Raw genomic sequence first — 21,138 nt, 5'->3', positions numbered from 1 at the left:
GAAGAAGCCGAAGCAGTATGTTAGGCGGTGACCACAGCACGCTCCCACATCATGGGCTCGTCACTACCGAATGCCGCCAGCACGGCGGCCACACCTGCCGCGCCTTCCAGGAATCCTGGATTGTCCTGTGCACGCCCTTGGAGATCGACTTCTCGAAAGCCGTACGGAGCGGACGGATCATGCATGTCGAGCAGTTCGTCCAGCTCGCGGTTCAGGTGCTCAATCAAAGCGGGATCCGACCGTGACGCGTCTCGGGTAAAGCGGTGTAGAAGATGAATGAGCCCTGCCTTTCCATGGCAGAAGTTAGGCGATGGGATACCTCGGGACCCCGTGTCTCGTCCGAGGGCAGCGTGGAGGATGGCAACGGCGGTTTCCTCCCAGTCCGGGCGGGCACATGCGCGTGCCGCAAGCTGGAGCGCACGGGCCGCTCCCGGGTTCCCGTAGCACCAAGCCGTGCGCGTCGGACGTTCCGGACGATGCACTCCGGAAGGCAGCACGTGATAAGGGACGTCGAGTCCTTCATTGGAGAGCACGATGCTGGCGCACAGACACTCGGCCAGCGAGGTGATCAACGGCCGCAGATCGAGGTCGGCCCGTCCCGTTAGCTGGACGAGGCAGGCGAGGCTGAGAGGGCCGGCAATGCCGTGCGCGACGCCCAGGTTGAGGTAACCGCTGCGCAGCTCCGGGTGCAGGCCATGGTCTTTGCCGAGGACCCGATGCGCCGGTGTCCACAATCCTCCTGGTGAAGGCTGGCAGGTCCAGTCGGTGAGCCGCTGCATGACGCGTTCCAGAAGCGTAGCGGCCCCGGCAGAGTACTGCGCTGCCATGGTCAGGTGTGCGGCGACGCCGCAAAGTCCATTAATTAAATCATAGTCTGCTTCAGCGAGACCGCCCTCGGCAGGCAACTCGTCCAGTGCCGTATCGACCCGGGAGAATGCCTCTGTCTGCGGTGGGTGCCGCGGTCTTCGGCGTCCAGTTGGCGAACCGCTCCCTCGGGTCACTCGTGCTCTCACTGAACGGGTGTTACGAATCGGGGCTGTACTTCCTCGACCTGGTCGAGTTCCTGAACGCCACGTCGGCCCGGCGCAGACCGGCACTCGCCCCGGCGCCTCCCGAGGTGAGTCATTTCGAGGTGGACAACATCAGTTTCTCCTACCCCGGGGGATCATCCGCCGCCGTACGCGGGGTGTCCCTTAATGTGCGCCGAGGTGAGATGATCGCACTGGTGGGCGAGAACGGCTCGGGCAAGAGCACGGTTGCCAAATTGCTGGCAGCACTCTACGACCCGGACCAGGGGCAGATTCGCTGGGACGGCGAACCGGTGACCGAAGCCCGCCGGGAGGAACTGTGGAACCAGGTCGGGTTCATCGCTCAAGACTTCACCCGCTGGCCCTTCTCCGCCCGCGACAACATCACCATGGGTAAGCCGGTCGATCTGGGTTCGCTGCGCCTCGCATCCTCCCGGGCTGGAGCCGATGTGGTGATCGAAAGCCTAGACGCGGGGTACGATACGCTCCTGGACCGCCGCTTCAAGAGTGGTCTGGAACTGTCGAAGGGACAGTGGCAGCGCATGGCCGCAGCGCGCGCCTTCTATCGCGATTGTGCCCTCCTCATCTGTGATGAGCCGACTGCAGCACTGGACGCCCGTGGAGAGCAGGCGTTCCTACATGCGCTTCGGGAGTACGCCAGGGAGAAGGCGGTGGTGCTCATCACCCACCGACTGGAGAACGTCCGTCACTGCGACCGTGCATACGTCCTCGTGCACGGCAGGGTAACGGAATCCGGGGGCCACGACGAGCTAATGTCCCTACGGGGCGCCTTCTACGAGCTGTACCAGCTCCAGGCCGACAGGTGGGCAGCCGTTCCCTGACACTCGAGGGCGTTTGCTGCACCAGGTGACCCTGCTGTTAACTAGCGGCACGCAGATTTCGGGTCCGTTTTGAACTATTGTGACCGAGTTCATGCCGTGCGCGGCCATTTCTCCTCTCGTGCCGGCCGCAGATGGAGTGGTCTGTGTCGATGCAGCCAAGGGCGTGGCCGGGGGCGGCACCATCGCCGTGAGCACGGTCGCGGCTGCTTCGGCGCTCGTCTTCGTATTCTGCACGGTCTGCTGAGACAGGAAGGATTTGCCGCCAGGGAAATCCGCCTCGTCGTCCACGTAGATGACGGTCGGCTGAGCGCTGAAGCCCGCGTCGGGAGTGGCCATCTCGATGGCGTCCTGCAGGCGCTCCATCTCCATACGACATAACGGCCACCAGCTCACGAACCGCCCTGCGAACTCCGCTCCATGCCGGAGGTCACCGCACCCGGCATCGAACCGGCTGCTCCATACTCATTAGCAAGATCATTTCAGTGTCACCACGTACACTTCCATGTATGAGTGCGCTGCACGAGGAGTATGACGACCTTCACCGCCTGGTCGATCGCCTGTCGCCGACCCAGGCAAGAGCCTTGCGTGCTGTAGCACTTGAGCTGGTTCACGATCAGCCGGACGAGCAGGCCACCGTTCTCGGCGAAAGGCGACGGACGCTGTCCTTCGCGGGCATCATCGCCGACGAGGCAGACAGCGCTCAGCGATCAGAGGACATCCTTCGCGATCGCTTCCGGCAGCGCTGATGCTGATCTGCGACACCGGGCCGCTGTATGCGGTCCTCAACCGCAAAGACCAAGACCACGAGCGCTGCCTCGCCCTGCTTCAATCGCATTCTGGTCCACTCATCGTTCCGGGCCCCGTGCTCACCGAGGTCTGCTGGCTCCTCGAGTCTCGCGTCGGCCCAGACGCCGAAGCTCGGTTCCTGCGCTCCATCGTCGATGGTGAACTAACCTTCGAGCCCTTGGTGATCGACGACGTTGCGCGCATGGCCGAACTTGTCAGGACTTACTCCAACTTCCCGCTGGGCGCTGCAGACGCTTCTGTAATCGCGGTGGCCGAACGCCTGAACGCCGCCGAAGTCGCCACCCTCGACCACCGGCACTTCTCCGCCGTCAAGCCGAAGCACGTCGCCAACTTCACCCTGCTTCCCTGACGCGTACCATCACACAGTTACGCCCAAGAAGACCTCCTGGGCACCTCGCTGTCACTCAAGCCGGGAGCCCGGTCAACCGGTGATCCGTCACCTCGGCGAATATCGACGAAACCCCCGGCCGGAGAGCCGGCCGGGGGTTCGGGTCGCGGGGAGCGTCAGCCGGTGAAGCCGACCGCCGCCCAGTCCACGGTCTTGTACCCCCTGGAGCCGTAGTTGGCGAGCGTCTTCTTGCTCGCGATGATCTCGGGCCGCTGGTACAGCGGGATGGTGTGCACCATGTCCCAGATCAGCTTGTCGGCGGCGTTGGCCTTCTCGATGGCCTTGGCCGGGTCAAGCTCGCTCACCGCCTCCTCGATGGCGGCGTCCAGAGCGGGGTCGCTGCCCTTGGGGAAGTTGCTCTCGGAGCCGGTCTTGTAGATCTGCGGCAGCGAGCCGATCGGCAGCGGCGTGCCGATCCAGGAGAACGGCACCAGGTCGAAGTCGCCCTTGATGATGAAGTCGGTGAAGAACTTGTCATCGGGGACCGGGCGGATCGTGATCTTGATCCCGGCCTCCTTGAGCATGGCCTGGGTCAGCTCACCCTCCGTCTTGGCGTACGGCACGCCCGCGGGGACGACGAAGCTCAGCGCGAACTCCTTGCCGTCCTTCTTGCGGTACTCGCCCTCCTGCTTCCAGCCGGCCGCGTCGAGCAGCTGCTTGGCCTTCTCCACGTTGTACTTGCCGAGGTCGCCGGAGTTGTCGACGTAGCCCTTGTGGTTGTTCATGAAGACGTGGTTGCCGAGCGTCTGCAGCGGCCAGTCCATGTCCTTCAGGTCGGACTCGGTGATCACGTCACGGTCGATCCCGTACGCGATGGCCTGGCGGACCGACTTGTCCTTCAGGAACTCCGACTGGTTGTTGACGGTGATGTGCCGCCAGTTGGGGCTGAACGCCTTGCGGATGTCCACGTCGGGGACTTCCTTGGCCCGCTTGAGGTCGGCCGGGCTGCCCGGCGGGATCTCGACGGCGTCGAGCTCGCCGTTGGCGAAGGCGTTCACCTGCGCGGCGGGCGTCTCGATCGTCCGGAAGATGATCTTGTCGAGCTTGGACTTCTTGCCCCACCACTTGTCGTCGCGCACGACGGTGAGCGTCTTGGTGCCCTCGTCGACCTTCTCCACCTTGAAGGGCCCCGCGGTGACCGGGATCTTCTGCAGGTAGTCCTTCTCGTACCCCTCCGGCTTCTCCATGTGCGAGGCGGGGAGGAGGTGCGCCGTGCCGCGGTTGAACAGGCCCTGCCATTCCGGATACGGCTTGGAGAAGGTCACGATGGCGACCTTGTCCGAGTCGCCCTTGGTGACCGACTCGATCCGGTCCCAGCCGTCCGTGGAGGCCGGCTTGTACTTCTTGTCCTTGCCGTTGTTGATCTTCCAGGCGACCTCGAGGTCCTTCCACGTGATCGGCGTGCCGTCCGACCACACGGCCTTGTCGTTGAGCGTGTACGTGACGACCTGCTTGCCGGAGGTCATCTCGTTCTTCACGTCGGTCACGAAGTCGGGATTCGCGGTGTGGGTGGCACCATCGTCCGACAGCATCAGCTGCGGCATGATCGTGTCGAGCATGTCCGCGGTGTCGGACTGGTTGCCGTCGACGTGGTTGGGGTTCCACTGCGACGGCCACTGCCCGATCGCGAGGGTCAGCGTGCCCCCGTCCTTGACCTGCTCGTAGGCGACCGGGTTGATGCTGATGGCCGGGGTCTCGGCCATCTGCTGCTGGGCCTGCTGCGACTGCTCGGCACTGGGCTTCTTGGCGTCGCCGCCGCCACCACCGCAGGCCGCGACGGCCATGGCCAGGACTGCGAGCCCCGCCGTGGCCTGGTAACGAACCTTCACTTTTCCTCCTGGTCTTCCGAGGCCGGGATGACCTCGATCTGCTCCGCGTAGTGGCAGGCGGCGCCGTGGTCCACGGCGTTCGCGAGCCGGTCAACTCTGGGCTCTTCGTCCACGCAGCGCTGCCGCTCGGCCTCGCCGAGGCGGGCGAACTTGGGGCAGCGGGTGCGGAACCGGCATCCCGATGGGGGATCGGCCGGGCTGGGCAGGTCGCCTTCGAGCAGGATCCGCTTGCGGGTCCGTTCCATCTCGGGGTCGGGCAGCGGGATCGCCGACAGCAGCGCCTGGGTGTAGGGGTGCGCGGGACGGTCGTAGACGTTCTCGACGGCGCCGATCTCGGCGATGCGGCCGAGGTACATGACCGCGACCCGGTCGGCGAGGTGCCTGACCACCGCCAGGTCGTGCGCCACGAACAGGTACGACAGCCCCAGGGTGTTCTTCAGCTCCTCCAGCAGGTTGACGACACCGGCCTGGATGGAGACGTCGAGCGCGGAGACCGGCTCGTCGAGCACGAGGAGCTTGGGGTCCAGCGCGAGCGCCCGGGCGATGCCGATGCGCTGGCGCTGGCCGCCGGAGAAGTGCTGCGGGTAGCGCGCGGCGTACTCCGGCGCCAGCCCGACCAGTTCGAGCAGCTCGGCGACGCGCCCCTTCACGTTCGTGTGACCGTGGGCGCGCAGCGGTTCGGCGATGATGTCGCCCACCGGCATGCGTGGGTCGAGCGCGGCCATCGGGTCCTGGAAGACGATCTGCAGGTCGGCGCGGAGCGCCTTGCGCGCCGACCTGTCCAGCTGGGCGCTGTCCCTGCCGAGCACGACGACGCGGCCGCTCTGCGGGGCCGCCAGCTGCATGATCTGCTGCAGCGTGGTCGTCTTGCCGCAGCCGGACTCGCCGACCAGGGCCAGCGTCTCGCCCTCCGCGATGTCGAAGCTGATGCCGTCGACCGCGTGCACGGTGCCGACCCGGCGCTTGAACACCGCGCCCTTCATGAGCGGGAAGTGCCGGACGAGGTCGGTGAGCTCCAGCACGGTGGCGCGCTCGTCGCGCGGCACGCGCACCACCTCGCTCGGCGGGATGTCCGGGACCGGGAACACGTCCTCGCCCGTCAGGCCCTTGTACTCGATCTCGTTCGAACGGAGGCAGGCCACCTGACGGCCGCCGCCGATCGCGACCAGCGGCGGCTCCTCCTCCTCGCACACGTCGATCCGCATCGGGCAGCGCGGCGCGAACGGGCAGCCCGGCGGCAGCGCCGCCGGAGAGGGCGGGGTCCCCTCGATCGGGACCAGCGGCCCCTCCGCGCCGTCGATCCGGGGGATCGACGCCAGCAGCCCCATCGTGTACGGCATCCGCGGCCGGTAGTAGATGTCGTCCACGGCCCCCTGTTCGACCGGCTTGCCCGCGTACATGACGAGCACCCGGTCGGCCATGCCCGCGATGACCCCCAGATCGTGGGTGATCATCACGATGCCGGCGCCCGTCTCCCGCTGCGCGGTCTTCAGCACCTCGAGCACCTGGGCCTGGATGGTCACGTCCAGCGCGGTGGTCGGCTCATCGCAGATCAGCAGGTCGGGGTCGTTGGCGATGGCCATCGCGATCATCGCGCGCTGCCGCATGCCGCCGGAGAACTCGTGCGGGAAGGCCTTGGCCCGCACGTTCGGGTGCGGGATGCCGACCAGGTCGAGCAGCTCGACGGCGCGCTGGGCGGCCTTGTCCTTGCCGAGCTTCTGATGGACGCGGACGGCCTCGGCGATCTGGTCGCCGATGGTGTAGACGGGGGTGAACGCCGACAGCGGGTCCTGGAAGATCATGCTGATCGACTTGCCGCGGACCCTGGTCAGCTCGCTCTCGTCGACCCCGACCAGTTCCTGGCCGTGCAGCATGACCGAGCCGCTGACCTCGGCGTTCTGCGGCAGCAGGCCCATGACGGCGAGTGACGTCACGGACTTGCCCGAGCCCGACTCGCCGACGATGCCGAGGACCTCGCCGCGCGAGACCTCGTAGCTCACCCCGCGCACGGCCTGGATGTCGCCGGGGAAGGTGACGGTGAGGTCGCGGACCTCCAAGATGCTCACGAGTTGCTCCCGGGGTCGAGTGCGTCACGCAGTCCGTCGCCGATCAGGTTGATGCTCAGCACCAGGACCACCAGCAGACCGGCCGGGAACGCGAACAGCCACGGGTAGCCGGTGGCGTTGCGGGATCCCTCCGCGATCAGCGTGCCGAGCGAGACGTCGGGCGGCTGGATGCCGAAGCCGAAGAACGAGAGCGCCGCCTCACCGATGACCGCGCCGCTGACGTTGAGGGTCGCGTCGATGATCAGCAGTGAGGACAGGTTCGGCAGGATGTGCCGGAAGATGATCTTCCAGCGCGGGATGCCCATGTAGACGGCGGCCAGGACGTACTCCCGCTCGCGCAGCGAGAGCGTCATGCTGCGCACCACCCTGGAGGTGATCATCCAGGCGAACGCCGCGAGCAGCACCACGAACCAGAGCCAGGAGCCGCCTTTCAGCCTCGGCGAGATGATCGCGATGATCAGGAAGCTGGGGAGCACGAGCAGCAGGTCGACGCCCCACATGAGGAGCCGGTCGATCCGGCCGCCGAAATATCCGGCGAACGCGCCCACCACCGCCGCGAGGGCGGTGGAGATGAGCGCCACCAGCAGTCCGATGATGATCGACTTCTGCATGCCGCGCAGCGTGACCGCGTACATGTCCTGGCCGATCGAGGTGGTCCCCCACCAGTGGTCGGCCGAGGGAGCCGAGAGGAAGGCCCGGAAGTCCTTGTCCGTCCACTCGTACGCGCCGATGAACGGGCCGATGTAGGCCAGTGCCACCAGCAGGATCAGGGCAATGCAGCCATAGCGGGCCTGCTTGTTACGCAGCAGTCGGCCGAGTACAACTTTCGAACGCACCTAGTTCACCCGCACTCGAGGATCGAGGGCCGCCACGAGCAGGTCCGACAGGAAGGAGGCGACCAGGACGCAAAGGGAGGCGAAGAGACTCACCGCGGCGACGGCGTTGACGTCGTTCTGGTTGATCGAGTCGACCAGCCAGGCACCCATGCCGTGCCAGGCGAAGATCTTCTCGGTGAAGGTGGCGCCGGTGAGCATCGTGCCGAACGCGAAGGCGAAGTACGTGGCCGCCGGGATCAGCGCGGTGCGGAGCGCGTGCTTGAACAGCGCGGTCCTGCGCCGGAGCCCCTTGGCCATCGCCGTCCGGACGAAGTCCTGGTTCAGCACGTCGAGCATCATGTTGCGCTGGATGCGGCTGTAGAAGGCGATCGAGCCGAGGCTGAGCGAGATGGTCGGCAGGATCAGGTGGTTCAGCCGGTTGAAGAACTGGTCCCAGCCGGACAGCTTGGGGTTGTACTCCCCTGTGTACTCGATCAGCGTGAACCCCAGCCCGCGGTTCAGGCTGTAGGTGGCGATCGCGAGCAGCGTGGCCAGCACGAACACCGGGATCGCCATGATCACGAAGGAGCCGACCCCGATCAGGCGGTCGCTGAACCTGTACTGCCTGACGGCGGAGTAGGCGCCCAGCCCCACGCCGAGGACGAAGCCCACGACGGTGCCGATGAACAGCAACCGGAGGCTGACCCCGATCCGCCGGCCCATCTCCTCGTTGACCGAGCCGCCGTTCCAGGTCCTGCCGAAGTCTCCGGTGACGACGCCCGAGGCCCAGGTCACGTACCGCTGGAACACGGGGGTCTTGTCGTTGAGGTTGTACTCGTCGAGTGTCGCGTCGACGACAGCCTCGGCGACCGGGGGTTGGCGCCCCTCGTACGCGCCGCGAGGGTTCATCGTGGTCGCGGCCAGCATGTACGCCAGGCTGGCCGCGATCATGACCAAGATCGCATTGGTCGCGAACCTGCGTAGCAGGTACCTGCCCATCACCCTCCGTTCGCGCTGAACGAGGGCCGAGGCCACGCCGGGAAGACAGCCCTCACAGCAGAAAAGCCACCTTCACGTCAGCGGAAAGCCACTTGACGCGAGGATGACTAGCGAATCGGAGAATATCGGACAAAGAGTTACGACCGACAACAGTCGGTCGTAACAGTCAGGTAACCAGCCTTACCCTGCTTGGCCAATAGGGCCACTGACCTGCATAAACACCCCTTTATCGCTATCGGTCGGCTATGTCACAAAATCGGGACATAAGCCGGACAGAATGGTCGCCGACTGCCCTCACTGCAGCCGGCGACAAACTTATGTCACGAAATTCGTACATAAATTACGGCGGCACAGCCCCTCCACCAGCCCCTCAACGCGCCATGTCACAGAATCCGGACATATTGCTACACGCAGGGAGGCCCCGGGATCAGGTGGTGGAGAAGGCGGCGTCGAACGCGGTGGTCGGCGGGGTGATGGAGTTGAGCTTGCGGATGAAGCCGAGCGCCTCCCTGGCCCCGTCGAGCCGGTCCATGCCCGCATCCTCCCACTCGATGGAGATCGGGCCCGTGTAGCCGATCGAGTTGAGCGCCCGGAAGCAGTCCTCCCACGGCACGTCGCCCCGGCCGGTGGACACGAAGTCCCAGCCGCGCCGCAGGTCGGCCCACGGCAGGTGCGAGGACAGCCGTCCGCGGCGGCCGTCGCCGACCCGCACACGGGTGTCCTTGCAGTCGACGTGGTAGATCCGGTCGGCGAAGTCGAGGATGAACGCCACCGGGTCCAGGTCCTGCCAGACCATGTGCGACGGGTCCCAGTTGAGGCCGAAGGCCGGTCGGTGGCCGATCGCCTCCAGGGTGCGCTGCGTGGTCACGTAGTCGTAGGCGATCTCGCTCGGGTGGATCTCGTGCGCGAACCGCACGCCCACCTCGTCGAACACGTCGAGGATCGGGTTCCACCGGTCGGCGAAGTCCTGGTAGCCGGCCTCCACCATCGACGCGGGCACCGGCGGGAACATGGCCACCGTGTGCCAGATCGACGAGCCGGTGAAACCCACGACGGTGTCGACGCCCAGCAGGGCCGCGGCCCGCGCGGTGTCCTTCATGTCCTCGGCCGCGGCCTGGCGCACGGACTCGGGATCGCCCGACCCCCAGATGCGCGCCGGGAGGATGGCCCGGTGCCGCTCGTCGATGGGGTGGTCGCAGACGGCCTGGCCCACCAGGTGGTTGGAGATGGTCCACACCTTGAGGCCGTGCTTGTCGAGCTGGGCGTGCTTCCGCTCGACGTACGACGGGTCGGCCACGGCCTGCGCCACGTCGAAGTGGTCGCCCGAGCAGGCGATCTCCAGGCCGTCGTAGCCCCACTCGGCCGCCAGCCGGCACACCTCCTCGAACGGCAGGTCGGCCCACTGGCCGGTGAACAACGTGACCGGTCTCATGTCTCCTCCACGACTGTGTAGCGGCTGGAGTCAGCCGCGCTGCGCTCGACCGCCGCGAGCACCCGCTGCACCCGCAGCCCGTCGGCGAACGACGGTGACGGGTCGGCGCCCTCGGCGATCGCCTCCAGGAAGTCCTTGATCTCGTGGGTGAAGGTGTGCTCGTAACCGAGGCCGTGCCCCGGCGGCCACCAGGCGCCCACGTACGGGTGGTCGGGCTCGGTGACGAGGATCCGGGTGAAGCCACCGCCTCCTTCGCTGACCCACAGCTCGTTCATCGCCTCGAAGTCGAAGGCGAGGCTGCCGAGCGAGCCGTTGATCTCGATGCGCAGCGCGTTCTTGCGGCCGGTGGCGAACCGGGTGGCCTCGAAGGAGGCCAGCGCGCCGCCGGAGAGCCGCCCGATGAACAGCGCCGCGTCGTCGACCGTGACCGGGCCCGTGGCCGAGCCGCCGCCCGAGCCGCTCAACCCGGCCGACGACTCCGGCAGCGGGCGTTCCTTCACGAACGTCTCGGTCAGCGCCGAGACGCCCACCACGTGCTGGCCGGTGACGAACTGGGCGGTGTCGATGATGTGCGCCCCGATGTCGCCGAGCGCGCCCGACCCCGCCTTGTCCTTCTGCAGCCGCCACACGAGGGGGAACTCGGGGTCGACGATCCAGTCCTGCAGGTACTGGGCGCGTACGTGCCGGATCTCGCCGAGCCGGCCCTCCTCGACCAGCCGGCGGGCCAGCGCGATCGCGGGAACCCGCCGGTAGTTGAACGCGACCATCGCCCGGCCCGGCGCCCCGGCCGCCGCCTCGACCATGGCCTCGGCCTCGGCGACGGTGTTGGCCAGCGGCTTCTCGCAGAGCACGTGCTTGCCGGCGCGCAGCGCCGCGATGGCGATCTCGGCGTGGGAGTCGCCCGGGGTGCAGATGTCGACGATCTGCACGTCGTCGCGCCGGACCAGCTCTCTCCAGTCGGTCTCGACGTCGGCCCAGCCGAGGCGGGCGGCGGCGGCCGACGTGCGCTCCTTCGACCTGCCGGCCAGCACCGCCATCCGCGGCGCCAGCGGCAGGTCGAAGAAGGCCCCCGCGTTGCGCCAGGCCTGGGAGTGGACCCGGCCCATGAACGCGTAGCCCACCATGCCCACGCCGACGGTGGTTCTTTCTGACATGCGGCCCCCGATCAGGATTCGAAGCCGAGCGGCAGGTACTTCTCTACGTTCTCCTTGGTGATGGTCTCGGACGCAAGGGTGATCGACTGCGGAACTTGGTTCTCCACGAGGTCACTCATGCCCTTCCCCTGAGCGATCAGACGGGCGAGTTTGATCGCCGAGGAGGCCATCGTGGGGCTGTAGGTGACCGTCGCCTCCAGCACCGAGCTGCCCGACTGGATCTCCTTCATCGCGTTCAGCGAGCCCGCGCCGCCGACCATGACGAACTCGCTCCGGTTCGCCTCCTTGATCGCGGCCAGCACGCCGACGCCCTGGTCGTCGTCGTGGTTCCAGAGCGCGTCGATCTTCTTGTGGGCCTGCAGCAGGCCGGCCGCCACCTGGTTGCCGGTCTCGACGGTGAACTTGGCGTCCTGCTTGGCGGTGACGCTGAAGCCGTACGTCTTGAGCGCGTCGGCGAAACCCTTGCTGCGGTCCTGCGTCAGCGGCAGGGTGGCGATGCCCTGGATCTCCAGGATGACCGGATTGGAGACGCCCTTCTCCTTGAGCTTGGCGCCGATGTAGTGGCCGGCGGCCACGCCCATGCCGTAGTTGTCGCCGCCGATCCAGGTCCGGTAGGCCAGCTTGTCGGGGAAGACGCGATCGAGGTTGATCACCGGGATGCCCGCGTCGGTGGCCTGCAGGGCGACCTGGTTGAGCTGCTGGCCGTCGTTGGGCAGGATCACCAGCGCGGCCACCTTGGCCGCGATCAGCGACTCGACGGCGGAGATCTGCTGGTTGATGTCGTTCGTCGGGTCGACGGGCCGGAACTCGACGTCTGTGTACTGCTTCGCGGTGGCCTCGGCGTTCTTGGCGATGGCCGCGATCCAGCCGTGGTCGGCCGCCGGGGCGGAGAAGCCGATCACCACCTTCGTGCCGGGCTGGTCGTTGCCGCTCGCAGCCGGGGCCGGCGCGGCGGCGCTGCTCGGGGCGGCGGCCGGCTCGTTGCTGGTGCAGCCCGTGGCTAACAGGACGGCTCCGCCGACGAGGAAACCTCTGCGCGCGACGTTCTCGGTCATCGAATCTCCTTAAGGTTCCGCCGCTGGAGGAGGACGGCGACGACGATGATCAGGCCCTTGGCGATGAGCTGGTCACTGGTGTTGAGACCGTTGAGGATGAACAGGTTGGTGATGAGCGTGAAGATGAGCAGGCCGAGGATGGAGCCGATGATCGTGCCCCGGCCGCCGGTGAGCAGGGTGCCGCCGATGATGACGGCCGCTATGGCGTCGAGCTCGTACAGGTCGCCGTGGGTGGACGAGCCGGTCGTGGTGCGCGCCATGATGAGGATCGCGGCGATGCCGCAGCACAGGCCCGACAGCGCGTACAACAGCATGGTGTGCCTGCGCACGTCGATGCCGGCGAGCCGGGCCGCCTCGGGGTTGCCGCCGACCGCGTACGTGCGACGGCCGAACGTCGTGCGGTTGAGCAGGATCCAGCCGAGCACCACGACCAGCGCGAAGACGTAGACGAGCAGCGGGATGCCGAGCAGCCGCGTGGTCGACAGCTCCACGATGGCGGAGTTGCCGGTCTGGATGAGCTGGGTCTTGCGGTCGGACATCCGCTGGGCCAGGCCGCGGGCGGCGACGAGCATGGCCAGCGTGGCGATGAACGGCACCAGCCGCCCGTAGGCGACGAGCAGCCCGTTGACCAGGCCCGCGCCCGTGCCGACCAGGATCGCGCAGACCGCCATGACGAACGGCCCGAACTCCTGCGTGGCCAGGGTGGTCGCCCAGACCGAGGCGAGGGCCATGATGGCGCCCACCGACAGGTCGATGCCACCGCCGATGATCACGAACGTGGCGCCGACCGTGATCACGCCGATCGTGGCGGCCAGCGACAGCATGCTGACCACGTTGGACGTGGTGGCGAAGTTGTCCGGTTTGGTGATCAGGCCGACGATCACCAGCAGGCCGATCGCTACGAACAGGCCTAAATGCCGCATCTGGCCCAACCGGCTCATCAGGCGGCCCTCCCCTCCATGATCATGTCGAGCACGCGGTGCTCGTCGAGGTCTTCGGCGGCGCCCTGGTGGATGACGCTCCCCTCGCGCAGCACCAGGACGCGGTCGGCCAGGCCGAGCACCTCCGGCACCTCGCTGGACACGAGCAGCACGCCGATCCCCTGCTCGGCCAGGCCGCGGATCACCGCGTAGAGATCGGCCCGGGCGCCGACGTCCACGCCCCGGGTCGGCTCGTCGAGCAGCAGCAGCTTGCGCCCGCCGAGCAGCCAGCGGGCCAGCACGGCCTTCTGCTGGTTGCCGCCGGACAGGGTCTTGATCGGGCGTTCGGGGGCGGGCGGCCGGATGTCGAGCGCCTCGACCAGCCGGGTGGCCTCGGCCCGCTCCCGGGCGCGGTCGATCCAGCCGAACCGGGCGAACTCCGGCAGGCTGCCCAGCGTGATGTTGGCGGTCACGCTCTGATCGAGCAGCAGCGCCTGGGCCTTGCGTTCCTCGGGGGCCAGGCCCATGCCCCGGCGCACCGCGCGGACCACACCGCCGCGCCGTAATCGCTCTCCGGCCAGCACCACCTGGCCGGTCGCGGGGCGCGCGCCGTACACGGCCTCCAGGATCTCCGAGCGGCCGGAGCCGACCAGCCCGGCCAGGCCGACGATCTCGCCCGCCCGCACCGAGAGCGTCACCCCGGCGAACGCGCCGGGCGAGGTCAAATCCTCGACCCGCAGCACCTCGTCGCCGGGGCGGCGCGAGGCGCGGGGCGGGAAGACGTACTCGACGTTGCGGCCGGTCATCAGCGAGACGATCTGGGAGGTCGGCGTGTCACGAGCGGGCAGGCCGACCGCGACCGTGCGGCCGTCCTTGAGCACCGTGACCCGGTCGCCGATCTCGCGGATCTCCTCCAGCCGGTGGGAGATGTAGACCACGGCCACGCCCTGGGCGGTCAGCTCGCGGATGATGCGGAACAGGTTGGCGACCTCGTCGTGGGCGAGCGCGGCCGACGGCTCGTCCATGATGATCAGCCGGGCGTCGTGCGACAGCGCGCGGGCCATCGACACCACCTGCTTGGCGGCCGGCGACAGCCGCCCCACCTCGGCCGACGGCCGGATCTCGGGGTGGCCGAGCCGGGCCAGCACCTCGCGGGCGCCCCGGTTGCCGGCGGCCCGGCGTACGAAGCCGAGGCGGGCGTGCTCGTGGCCGAGGAAGATGTTCTCGGCCACGCTGAGCCCGTCGACCAGGTCCAGCTCCTGGTAGATGGTGGCGAAGCCGAGCCGGATGGCGTCGTTGGGGCTGCCGGGGCTCACCGGTGCGCCGTTGAACTCGATCGTGCCCTCGTCGGGCCGGTGGACTCCGGCCAGCACCTTGATGAGCGTGGACTTCCCGGCGCCGTTCTGTCCGAGCAGGCAGTGCACCTCTCCGGCCCGGACGTCGAGGTCCACCCCGTCCAGTGCGCGCACACCGGGGAACTGCTTGACGATTCCCCTCATGACCAGCATCGAGGTCTCCCTGGTAGGCGTTCCAGTCGAGCTAGGCGTTGACGATGCGGTTGATGTTGTCGGGTGACAGGTAGTGCTCGATCGCCAGGATCCCGGCGCCCAGCGCGGCGGCGTTGATCCCGGTACGGCTCGGCACGATCGACAGGTGGTGGGTGGCCAGCGGCAGCGACCTGCGGTAGACGGTCTCCCTGATGCCCGCGAGCAGGTGCTCGTGGACCCGCGACAGGGCGCCGCCGATGACGATGACCTCGGGGTTGAAGAAGTTGACCAGACCGGCGAGCACCTCGCCGATGAGCCGGCCGGCCTCCCTGACCAGCCGCAGCGCCTGGGTGCTGCCCGCCTGTACGAGCGCGACCACGTCGGCGCCCGTCTCGGCGGGCACGCCCAGCTCGGTGAGCCGGCGCGCGACGGCGGCGCCTCCGGCGACGGCCTCGAGACAGGCGCTGTTGCCGCACCGGCAGCCCGCGTCCTCGTGGCCGGACACCCGGATGTGGCCGATGTCGCCCGCCGAGCCCTGCGCGCCGCGGTGCAGCCCGCCCTCGGCCACGATGCCGCAGCCGATGCCGGTGCCGACCTTGACGAACAGCAGGTGGCGGGTGTCGGGGAACGCGTTGCGCTGCTCGCCGAGCGCCATCACGTTCACGTCGTTGTCGACGAGCACGGCGCAGTCCGCGAAGTGCTCGGGGATCGGGTAGTCGTTCCAGCCGGGCATGATCGGCGGGTTGTTGGGCCGGCCCGTGGCGAACTCGACCGGCCCCGGCACCCCCATGCCCAGCGCCCTGAGCGCCGTCCGGGGCCGGCCCGCCACGCTCAGCAGGCGGCCGAGCCGGTCGTCGACGTGGGCCAGCACGATCTCGGGCCCCTCGGCCACCAGCAGCGGGTCCTCGCACTCGGCCAGCACCTCGCCGGACAGGTCCATCAGCACGATCCGGCAGTGGGTGGCGCCCAGGTCGACGCCGCCGAACACGTGGTCCTCGGTCTGCAGGCGGAGGTGGCGCGGCGGGCGGCCACCGGTGGACTCGCCGCTCTCGGTCTCCTCGACGAGGCCGCGCTCGATGAGCGCGTCGACGCGCTGGGAGATCGTGGAGCGGGCCAGGCCGGTGAGCCGGGCCAGGTCGGACCGGGTCGTCGCGGTGCCCGCGCTGATCAGTGTCAGGACATCGCCCGGGGAGCCCGGGATGGAGGTCATGCCGCGACAATAAGATCACAAATGCGGCAAATCAAGAGTGAGAACCGCCCGAACTTGGCCGACTTCCGCCAGTGATCGAACAAAGCTTGATTCTTCTGGCCGAAAGCTCGCCGGGGCTGGGACACTTCGGGCAGGGGCCGCAAAACGAAACGGTGGGGCCCCTCCTTACCCGGAGAGGTCCCCACCGCCAAGGTGAGAGTCGTCGAGCGACGTAGCCGCCGGAGCGACACGAGCCCTTAGAGCGATATGAGCCGCTAGAGCGATATGAGCCGCTAGAGCATCGCCTTCATCGAGTCGCCCGCCGTGAGCACGTAGGGCTGCTCGGCCATGACCGCGTCCCAGTTGTCCGCGAGCGCCTCCGGCGTGAGGTCGTCGGTCTTCCAGCCGGGCCCCTCGGCCACGAACACCCGCGCCACCCGGCCGCCGCCGACAGTGAACACCTCGCCGCTCGCCTCGCACGACTCGTGCACCAGGTAGGCGACCAGCGCGCTGACCCGCTCGGGCGTGAACTTCGCCTCGAACTCGGCCGGCAGCAGCGCCTCGGTCATCCGGGTCCAGGCGATCGGCGCGATGGCGTTGGCCCTGATGCCGTTGCGGGCCCCCTCGATGCCGATCGTCTTGGTCAGGCCGACCAGGCCCATCTTGGCCGTGGAGTAGTTGGCCTGGCCGAAGTTGCCGAACAGGCCGGCCGGGCTGGAGGTGTTGACCACGCGGCCGTAACCGGCCTCCTTCATGTACGGGTAGGCGGCCTGGCTGACCAGGTAGGAGCCGCGTACGTGCACCGCGAGCACGCTGTCGAAGTCCTCGGGCGTCATCTTGCCGAACGACCTGTCGCGCAGGATGCCCGCGTTGTTGATGACGATGTCGATCCGGCCGAACGCGTCGACCGCGGCCTGGACGATCGCCCTGGCGCCCTCGGGGGTGGCGACGTTGTCGGTGTTGGCGACGGCCTGGCCGCCGTTCTCGGTGATGAGCTCGACCACCTCGGCGGCCGGACCCGTGGAGGCGCCGGTGCCATCGAGCGCGCCGCCCAGGTCGTTGACGACGACCTTCGCCCCCCGTTCGGCCAGCAGGAGCGCGTGCGACCTGCCCAGGCCGTGGCCCGCTCCCGTGACGATCGCGACTCTGTCATCGAACCGAAGCATCGAACCTCCAACACAGGAGAACATCGTTCTAGTACGAGCACAATATCCCGAACGGCGGGCCGTGACCGGCCGAGCCTCGCGTCAGAATCGGCCGGAGGCGGCGAACCACAGGTCCGGCTCACCGGTGACGCGGCGCACCTGCCCCCGGGCCTCCAGCCAGACCAGGTGGGCCAGCGTCTCGTTGTTGGCCGAGCGGCGCATGAACGCCGGGATCGTCTCCCAGGGGCGCGACCAGGTCAGCCGGGTGGCGATGTCCCAGCAGCTGATCCCGTCGGCGGCGCCGACCACGCCCTCGATCTCGGCCAGCCGCTCGTCGTGGTGGCTGATCACGTAGTCGACCCGTTCGCCCAGCTCCAGGAACCGGAACTCGTGCGCGGGCAGCACCTCGTCCACGTCGAGCTTGCCCACGACGGCCAGCGAGTCGAGGTAGTCGGCCAGCGGGTTCGGCGAGGACTGCGGGTGCACGGCCACGATGGGCGTGATCTTCGCCAGCACGTGGTCACCGGAGAACAGCACCTTGCGGGACGGCGACACGAAGCAGAGGTGGCCCGGCGAGTGTCCGGGCGTCCAGATCGCCCGCAGGTCCCAGCCGGGCAGGCCCAGCTCCTCGCCGTCCTCGACCAGCCGGTCGGGCTTGGCCATCGCGACCATGTGCCTGATCATCATGGACGCCCCCGCCAGCTCGTCCAGCGTGGGGGCGGGCACGCCGCACCGGTCGAGCAGCGCCCGCTCCTTGCGCACCAGCGAGTCGATGGCGCTCTCGTCGTAGCGCTCGTGCAGGAGACTCGCGTCGGCGGGGTGCAGCGCGATCCAGGCGCCCGACGCCTCCCGGACCCGCCCGGCCAGGCCGTAGTGGTCGGGGTGGATGTGCGTGACCAGGACGCCCTTGACGTCGGTGATGGCGTAGCCGGCGGCGCCCAGTCCGGCGACCAGGGCCGCGTAGGCCTCGTCGGTGTCCCACCCGGCGTCGATGATCGCCACGCCGTCGGCCAGCTCCAGCGCGTACACGAGCACGTACCGCAACGGGTTGATCGGGATCGGCACCGGGATCGACCACAGTCCGGGCCGGACCCGCTCCACCTCCGGGATCGTGCCGCCGAGCCACGCCGCCCGCTGCGCCTCGTTGGATGGGGTCACCACAAACTTCGCCATGCCCCTGATTGTGCCCGTGTTCCCAGAACCACGTTCTACTGGGGTCGCCCCGCGCCGAGCGGGGCGGAGGCGCTCTCCCGCGTGCCGAGGGCGGGCATGCGGACGAACAGCAGGGCGGAGACGAGCACCAGAGCGGCGGCCACGGACCAGGCGGCGGCCGGGCCCGCCTGGGTGGCGAGCGCGCCGAACCCCAGGTTGGACAGGCCCGCGCCGGCCTGGAGCGACAGCGAGCTGGTCGAGGTGACCGTGTTGCGCTGGGCGGCGGTGACCGCGGTGTGGGTCAGCTCCAGGCAGAGCATCCCGGCCACCGAGAGCCCGGCGAACATGACCACGTAGGCCAGCCCGGCCGTCGCCAGCCCGGCCACGCCGTCCAGCCCGGCCGTGGCCGCGAGGCCGCCGATCGAGAGCGCGGTGAGCGCGACGCCCGCCGCCGCCCCGCGCGCCGAGCCGCCCGCGACCCGGGCCGCCCACGGAGCGATCGAGCTGCCCGCCGCGCTCCCGGCGAACCCGAGCGCGGCCACGACGGCGTAGGCGGCGCCGCCGAGCTCGGCCGTGCCCGCCAGCTCGGCCAGCCGGCCCGGAGTGAGCAACTCGACGGCGGTGAGCGCGACCCCCGAAGCCGCGGCGGCCAGCATCAGACGGCGCAGCAACGCGCCGCGAACGGCCATCCGCAGGCCCCCGGCCACGGTCCGCGGCACCTCACGCAGCACGGCGCCGAGCGAGCGGCGCGCGTGTGACGGCTCGGGCATGGCGAGCACGACCACGACCAGCAGCACACCCGCGGCCACCGCGCCCAGCAGGGGCGGCAGGGCCAGCGGGGGGATCGGGCCGCCCGGCCCCAGCAGCAGCGGCGCGAAGCCGCCCGCCAGCACCCCCAGGCAGAGCGCCGCCGACTCCATGGCGCCGCCCCGCGCCAGCCCCGGCTTGAGATCGGCGTCACGCCCCTCGACGTCGTGCAGCGTGTCGACGTACCAGGAGGTGGCGGGCCCGCTCGACAGAGCGCGGGCCACCCCCTTCAGCACTCCCGTCACCAGGAACATCCACACGGTGGTGGACACCGCCATCATCACCAGCGCCGCCACGGTGAAGGCGGCCGACAGGGCGAGCACCATCCGCCGCCCGGCGACGTCCGCCAGCCCGCCCGTCGGCAGCTCCAGCGCGATCGTGACGGCCGAGAACACCGTGGTGACCAGGCCGACCTGGGCGAGGCTCAGCCCCCGCGAGGTCATGAGCAGCACCATGACCGCCATCGTCAGGCCGACAGGTAACCAGGTCAGAAAGCTGACCACCAGGTAACGCCGCAGCGCGGACCGGCCGGTCATCGACTGTCTCCCTCTTCTCGGGCCGCTCGGGGGAAGCCGCCGGCCCAGAGATGGACCGGGGCGGCGTCCAGGGCGCCGGCGTGGCGCTCGACGACTTCGCGCACCAGGTCGTCGATCCGCTTGTCCAGCTCGCGCAGCCCGGCCGGCGGCAGGGACACGAGGTGATCGCTGAGCCCGGCGACCTCGACCCAGTCGTCGGACCAGGAGGAGTCGTCATACTCCTCGACCGCGCGGGCGAGCGCCTCCACCTGGCGCCGATGCATGATCCTCACCGCTTCGACCCCCTCGGGCGTGGCGGACATGCGCAGGTCGTCCCAGGAGGTGTAGCGGTGCCGGGCGCGCCAGCGGCGCTCCCTGCCGTCGCGCCGCGCCGGGTCCTCCTCGATGAACCCGTACTTGGCCAGCTCGCGCAGGTGGTAGCTGGTGGAGCCGGAGCTCTCACCGACGACGCGCCCGAGCTCGCTCGCCGTGGCGGGGCCGTCGCCGCGCAGCAGCCCGAGCAGCCGCACCCGCAGCGGGTGGGCCACGACCTTGAGCACCCTCGGGTCACTGATCTCGTACGACTCTTCCATGCTCTGAAGGGTAGACCGCAAAGACAATTTTGCAAAGGGTATTTTGCGGTATGCCGTCCACGTAAGGTGGTGCTCGTAAAATCGGCGGCATGCTTGACGACATCTGGGTGGACGAGTCCGTCTTCGCGCTACGTCCCGACTTCGCGGTGCTCCTCGTCACGACCCACGGCCTGCGCAACGGCCCCAGTGACGACCGATCCCGCGCCTGGCTGGCCGACGCCTCGGCGTGCTCCGCCCAGCCGGAGAAGATCGAGGCGTGGCGCGACGCCTACCGCGCGTTCGGCGCCAAGCCCTCCCGCACCCGCCCGTCGGTCGACGCGCTCTCCCGCCGCCTGCCACTGCCGGAGATCAACCAGGTCGTCGACGCCTACAACTCGATCAGCGTGAAGCACGCCCTGCCGATCGGCGGCGAAGACCTCGACCACTACTCCGGCCCGGCGCGGCTGATCAGGGCGGTGGGCGACGAGGAGTCCGAGGAGGCGCTCGGACGGCCCGAGCCCGGCGAGGTGATCTGGCGCGACGACACCGGCGTCACCTGCCGCAGGTGGAACTGGCGTCAGGGCGCGCGCACCCGGCTCACCGAGGAGACGGTCAACGCGCTGTTCATCCTGGAGCGGCTGGAGCCCATGACGATGGAGGAGTTGAAGACGGCCGGCGAGGAACTGGGCGACCTGCTGTCCGAACTATCCCCCGAAGTGCGGGTCCATACCAGATTGCTGTCCGGAGGAAGATAAACCCCCCGTCGAGTTGTTGATACCAAAAGGTAATAATGACGACACCGCCTGGACTGACTAGGGGGACGTGACCTCTCGTGAACCTCCTGAGAGGATCAGTCGTGGCGGCGCGGCCTCTGCTGCGCGCGCCGGCTGCCAGGACGAGTAACCTTGGACAAGTTCTCTATCATCAACGCCGATC

20 protein-coding genes are annotated in these 21,138 nt (G+C 68.7%); 4 read left to right on the top strand and 16 right to left on the bottom strand.

The genetic code is table 11. From position 1 onward, the window contains the following. Nucleotides 1–20: 20 nt before the first annotated feature. A complete protein-coding gene (locus IEY82_RS07215; RefSeq protein WP_189123226.1) occupies nucleotides 21–905 on the bottom strand; it encodes a lanthionine synthetase LanC family protein in 885 nt (294 codons plus the stop codon). A gap of 44 nt (nucleotides 906–949) precedes the next feature. Between IEY82_RS07215 and IEY82_RS07210 the strand changes: the two genes are divergently transcribed. Then, nucleotides 950–1,870, top strand: coding sequence for an ATP-binding cassette domain-containing protein (locus IEY82_RS07210; RefSeq protein ID WP_189123225.1), 921 nt, complete (start codon nucleotides 950–952; stop codon nucleotides 1,868–1,870). On the opposite strand, the gene IEY82_RS07205 is transcribed toward IEY82_RS07210, so the two are convergent. Then, a complete protein-coding gene (locus tag IEY82_RS07205) occupies nucleotides 1,808–2,233 on the bottom strand; it encodes a hypothetical protein (RefSeq protein ID WP_189123224.1) in 426 nt (141 codons plus the stop codon). The genes IEY82_RS07210 and IEY82_RS07205 overlap by 63 nt on opposite strands. Before the next feature lie 143 nt (nucleotides 2,234–2,376). Between IEY82_RS07205 and IEY82_RS07200 the strand changes: the two genes are divergently transcribed. Both IEY82_RS07200 and IEY82_RS07195 read left to right on the top strand, forming a co-directional pair. Next, nucleotides 2,377–2,616, top strand: a complete 240-nt coding sequence (locus IEY82_RS07200; protein ID WP_189123223.1) for a hypothetical protein — start codon at nucleotides 2,377–2,379, stop codon at nucleotides 2,614–2,616. Continuing rightward, the gene (locus tag IEY82_RS07195) at nucleotides 2,616–3,026 is read left to right on the top strand and encodes a type II toxin-antitoxin system VapC family toxin (protein ID WP_189123222.1); all 411 of its coding nucleotides are present in this window, start codon (nucleotides 2,616–2,618) and stop codon (nucleotides 3,024–3,026) included. Before IEY82_RS07200 ends, IEY82_RS07195 begins: the two co-directional genes overlap by 1 nt. A gap of 155 nt (nucleotides 3,027–3,181) precedes the next feature. On the opposite strand, the gene IEY82_RS07190 is transcribed toward IEY82_RS07195, so the two are convergent. From IEY82_RS07190 to IEY82_RS07125, 14 genes are all read right to left on the bottom strand, one after another. After that, entirely contained in the window at nucleotides 3,182–4,894 is a 1,713-nt protein-coding gene (locus IEY82_RS07190) for an ABC transporter family substrate-binding protein (RefSeq protein WP_189123221.1), read from the bottom strand. Beyond that, nucleotides 4,891–6,960, bottom strand: coding sequence for an ABC transporter ATP-binding protein (locus IEY82_RS07185; protein ID WP_189123220.1), 2,070 nt, complete (start codon nucleotides 6,958–6,960; stop codon nucleotides 4,891–4,893). Before IEY82_RS07185 ends, IEY82_RS07190 begins: the two co-directional genes overlap by 4 nt. Continuing rightward, on the bottom strand, nucleotides 6,957–7,796 hold the full coding sequence (locus IEY82_RS07180) for an ABC transporter permease (protein ID WP_189123219.1): 840 nt from the start codon (nucleotides 7,794–7,796) through the stop codon (nucleotides 6,957–6,959). The genes IEY82_RS07185 and IEY82_RS07180 overlap by 4 nt, the downstream gene beginning before the upstream one ends. Next, nucleotides 7,797–8,774 (bottom strand): ABC transporter permease, encoded by a 978-nt coding sequence (locus IEY82_RS07175; protein WP_189123218.1) that lies wholly within the window; start codon nucleotides 8,772–8,774, stop codon nucleotides 7,797–7,799. Nucleotides 8,775–9,201: 427 nt separating this feature from the next. Further along, nucleotides 9,202–10,206 (bottom strand): sugar phosphate isomerase/epimerase family protein, encoded by a 1,005-nt coding sequence (locus IEY82_RS07170; RefSeq protein WP_189123217.1) that lies wholly within the window; start codon nucleotides 10,204–10,206, stop codon nucleotides 9,202–9,204. Then, the gene (locus IEY82_RS07165; RefSeq protein ID WP_189123216.1) at nucleotides 10,203–11,360 is read right to left on the bottom strand and encodes a Gfo/Idh/MocA family protein; all 1,158 of its coding nucleotides are present in this window, start codon (nucleotides 11,358–11,360) and stop codon (nucleotides 10,203–10,205) included. Before IEY82_RS07165 ends, IEY82_RS07170 begins: the two co-directional genes overlap by 4 nt. Nucleotides 11,361–11,371: 11 nt before the next feature. Beyond that, a complete protein-coding gene (locus IEY82_RS07160) occupies nucleotides 11,372–12,415 on the bottom strand; it encodes an ABC transporter substrate-binding protein (protein ID WP_189123215.1) in 1,044 nt (347 codons plus the stop codon). After that, entirely contained in the window at nucleotides 12,412–13,356 is a 945-nt protein-coding gene (locus tag IEY82_RS07155) for an ABC transporter permease (RefSeq protein WP_189123214.1), read from the bottom strand. The genes IEY82_RS07160 and IEY82_RS07155 overlap by 4 nt, the downstream gene beginning before the upstream one ends. Next, complete coding sequence (locus IEY82_RS07150; protein WP_189123213.1) at nucleotides 13,356–14,843, bottom strand: sugar ABC transporter ATP-binding protein; 1,488 nt, start codon at nucleotides 14,841–14,843, stop codon at nucleotides 13,356–13,358. Before IEY82_RS07150 ends, IEY82_RS07155 begins: the two co-directional genes overlap by 1 nt. 31 nt (nucleotides 14,844–14,874) lie before the next feature. Next, nucleotides 14,875–16,032, bottom strand: coding sequence for an ROK family transcriptional regulator (locus IEY82_RS07145; protein WP_189123212.1), 1,158 nt, complete (start codon nucleotides 16,030–16,032; stop codon nucleotides 14,875–14,877). A 272-nt stretch (nucleotides 16,033–16,304) separates the two neighbouring features. Next, nucleotides 16,305–17,177: an SDR family oxidoreductase gene (locus IEY82_RS07140; RefSeq protein ID WP_189123211.1), complete on the bottom strand. Its 873-nt coding sequence runs from the start codon at nucleotides 17,175–17,177 to the stop codon at nucleotides 16,305–16,307. An 81-nt stretch (nucleotides 17,178–17,258) separates the two neighbouring features. Continuing rightward, nucleotides 17,259–18,329: an MBL fold metallo-hydrolase gene (locus IEY82_RS07135; protein ID WP_189123210.1), complete on the bottom strand. Its 1,071-nt coding sequence runs from the start codon at nucleotides 18,327–18,329 to the stop codon at nucleotides 17,259–17,261. Between the two features lie 35 nt (nucleotides 18,330–18,364). Further along, on the bottom strand, nucleotides 18,365–19,651 hold the full coding sequence (locus IEY82_RS07130) for an MFS transporter (RefSeq protein WP_189123209.1): 1,287 nt from the start codon (nucleotides 19,649–19,651) through the stop codon (nucleotides 18,365–18,367). Beyond that, a complete protein-coding gene (locus tag IEY82_RS07125) occupies nucleotides 19,648–20,223 on the bottom strand; it encodes a winged helix-turn-helix domain-containing protein (protein ID WP_189123208.1) in 576 nt (191 codons plus the stop codon). The genes IEY82_RS07130 and IEY82_RS07125 overlap by 4 nt, the downstream gene beginning before the upstream one ends. Nucleotides 20,224–20,312: 89 nt before the next feature. Here IEY82_RS07125 and IEY82_RS07120 point away from each other — a divergent pair, with 89 nt between their 5' ends. After that, a complete protein-coding gene (locus tag IEY82_RS07120) occupies nucleotides 20,313–20,957 on the top strand; it encodes a B3/B4 domain-containing protein (protein ID WP_189123207.1) in 645 nt (214 codons plus the stop codon). Nucleotides 20,958–21,138 lie beyond the last annotated feature (181 nt).

Origin of the sequence: Nonomuraea cavernae (assembly GCF_014646355.1) — a bacterium.
Lineage (GTDB): Bacteria > Actinomycetota > Actinomycetes > Streptosporangiales > Streptosporangiaceae > Nonomuraea > Nonomuraea cavernae.
The sequence above is the reverse complement of the archived record's forward strand: the minus strand, read 5'-3'. Positions and strand labels throughout refer to the sequence as shown.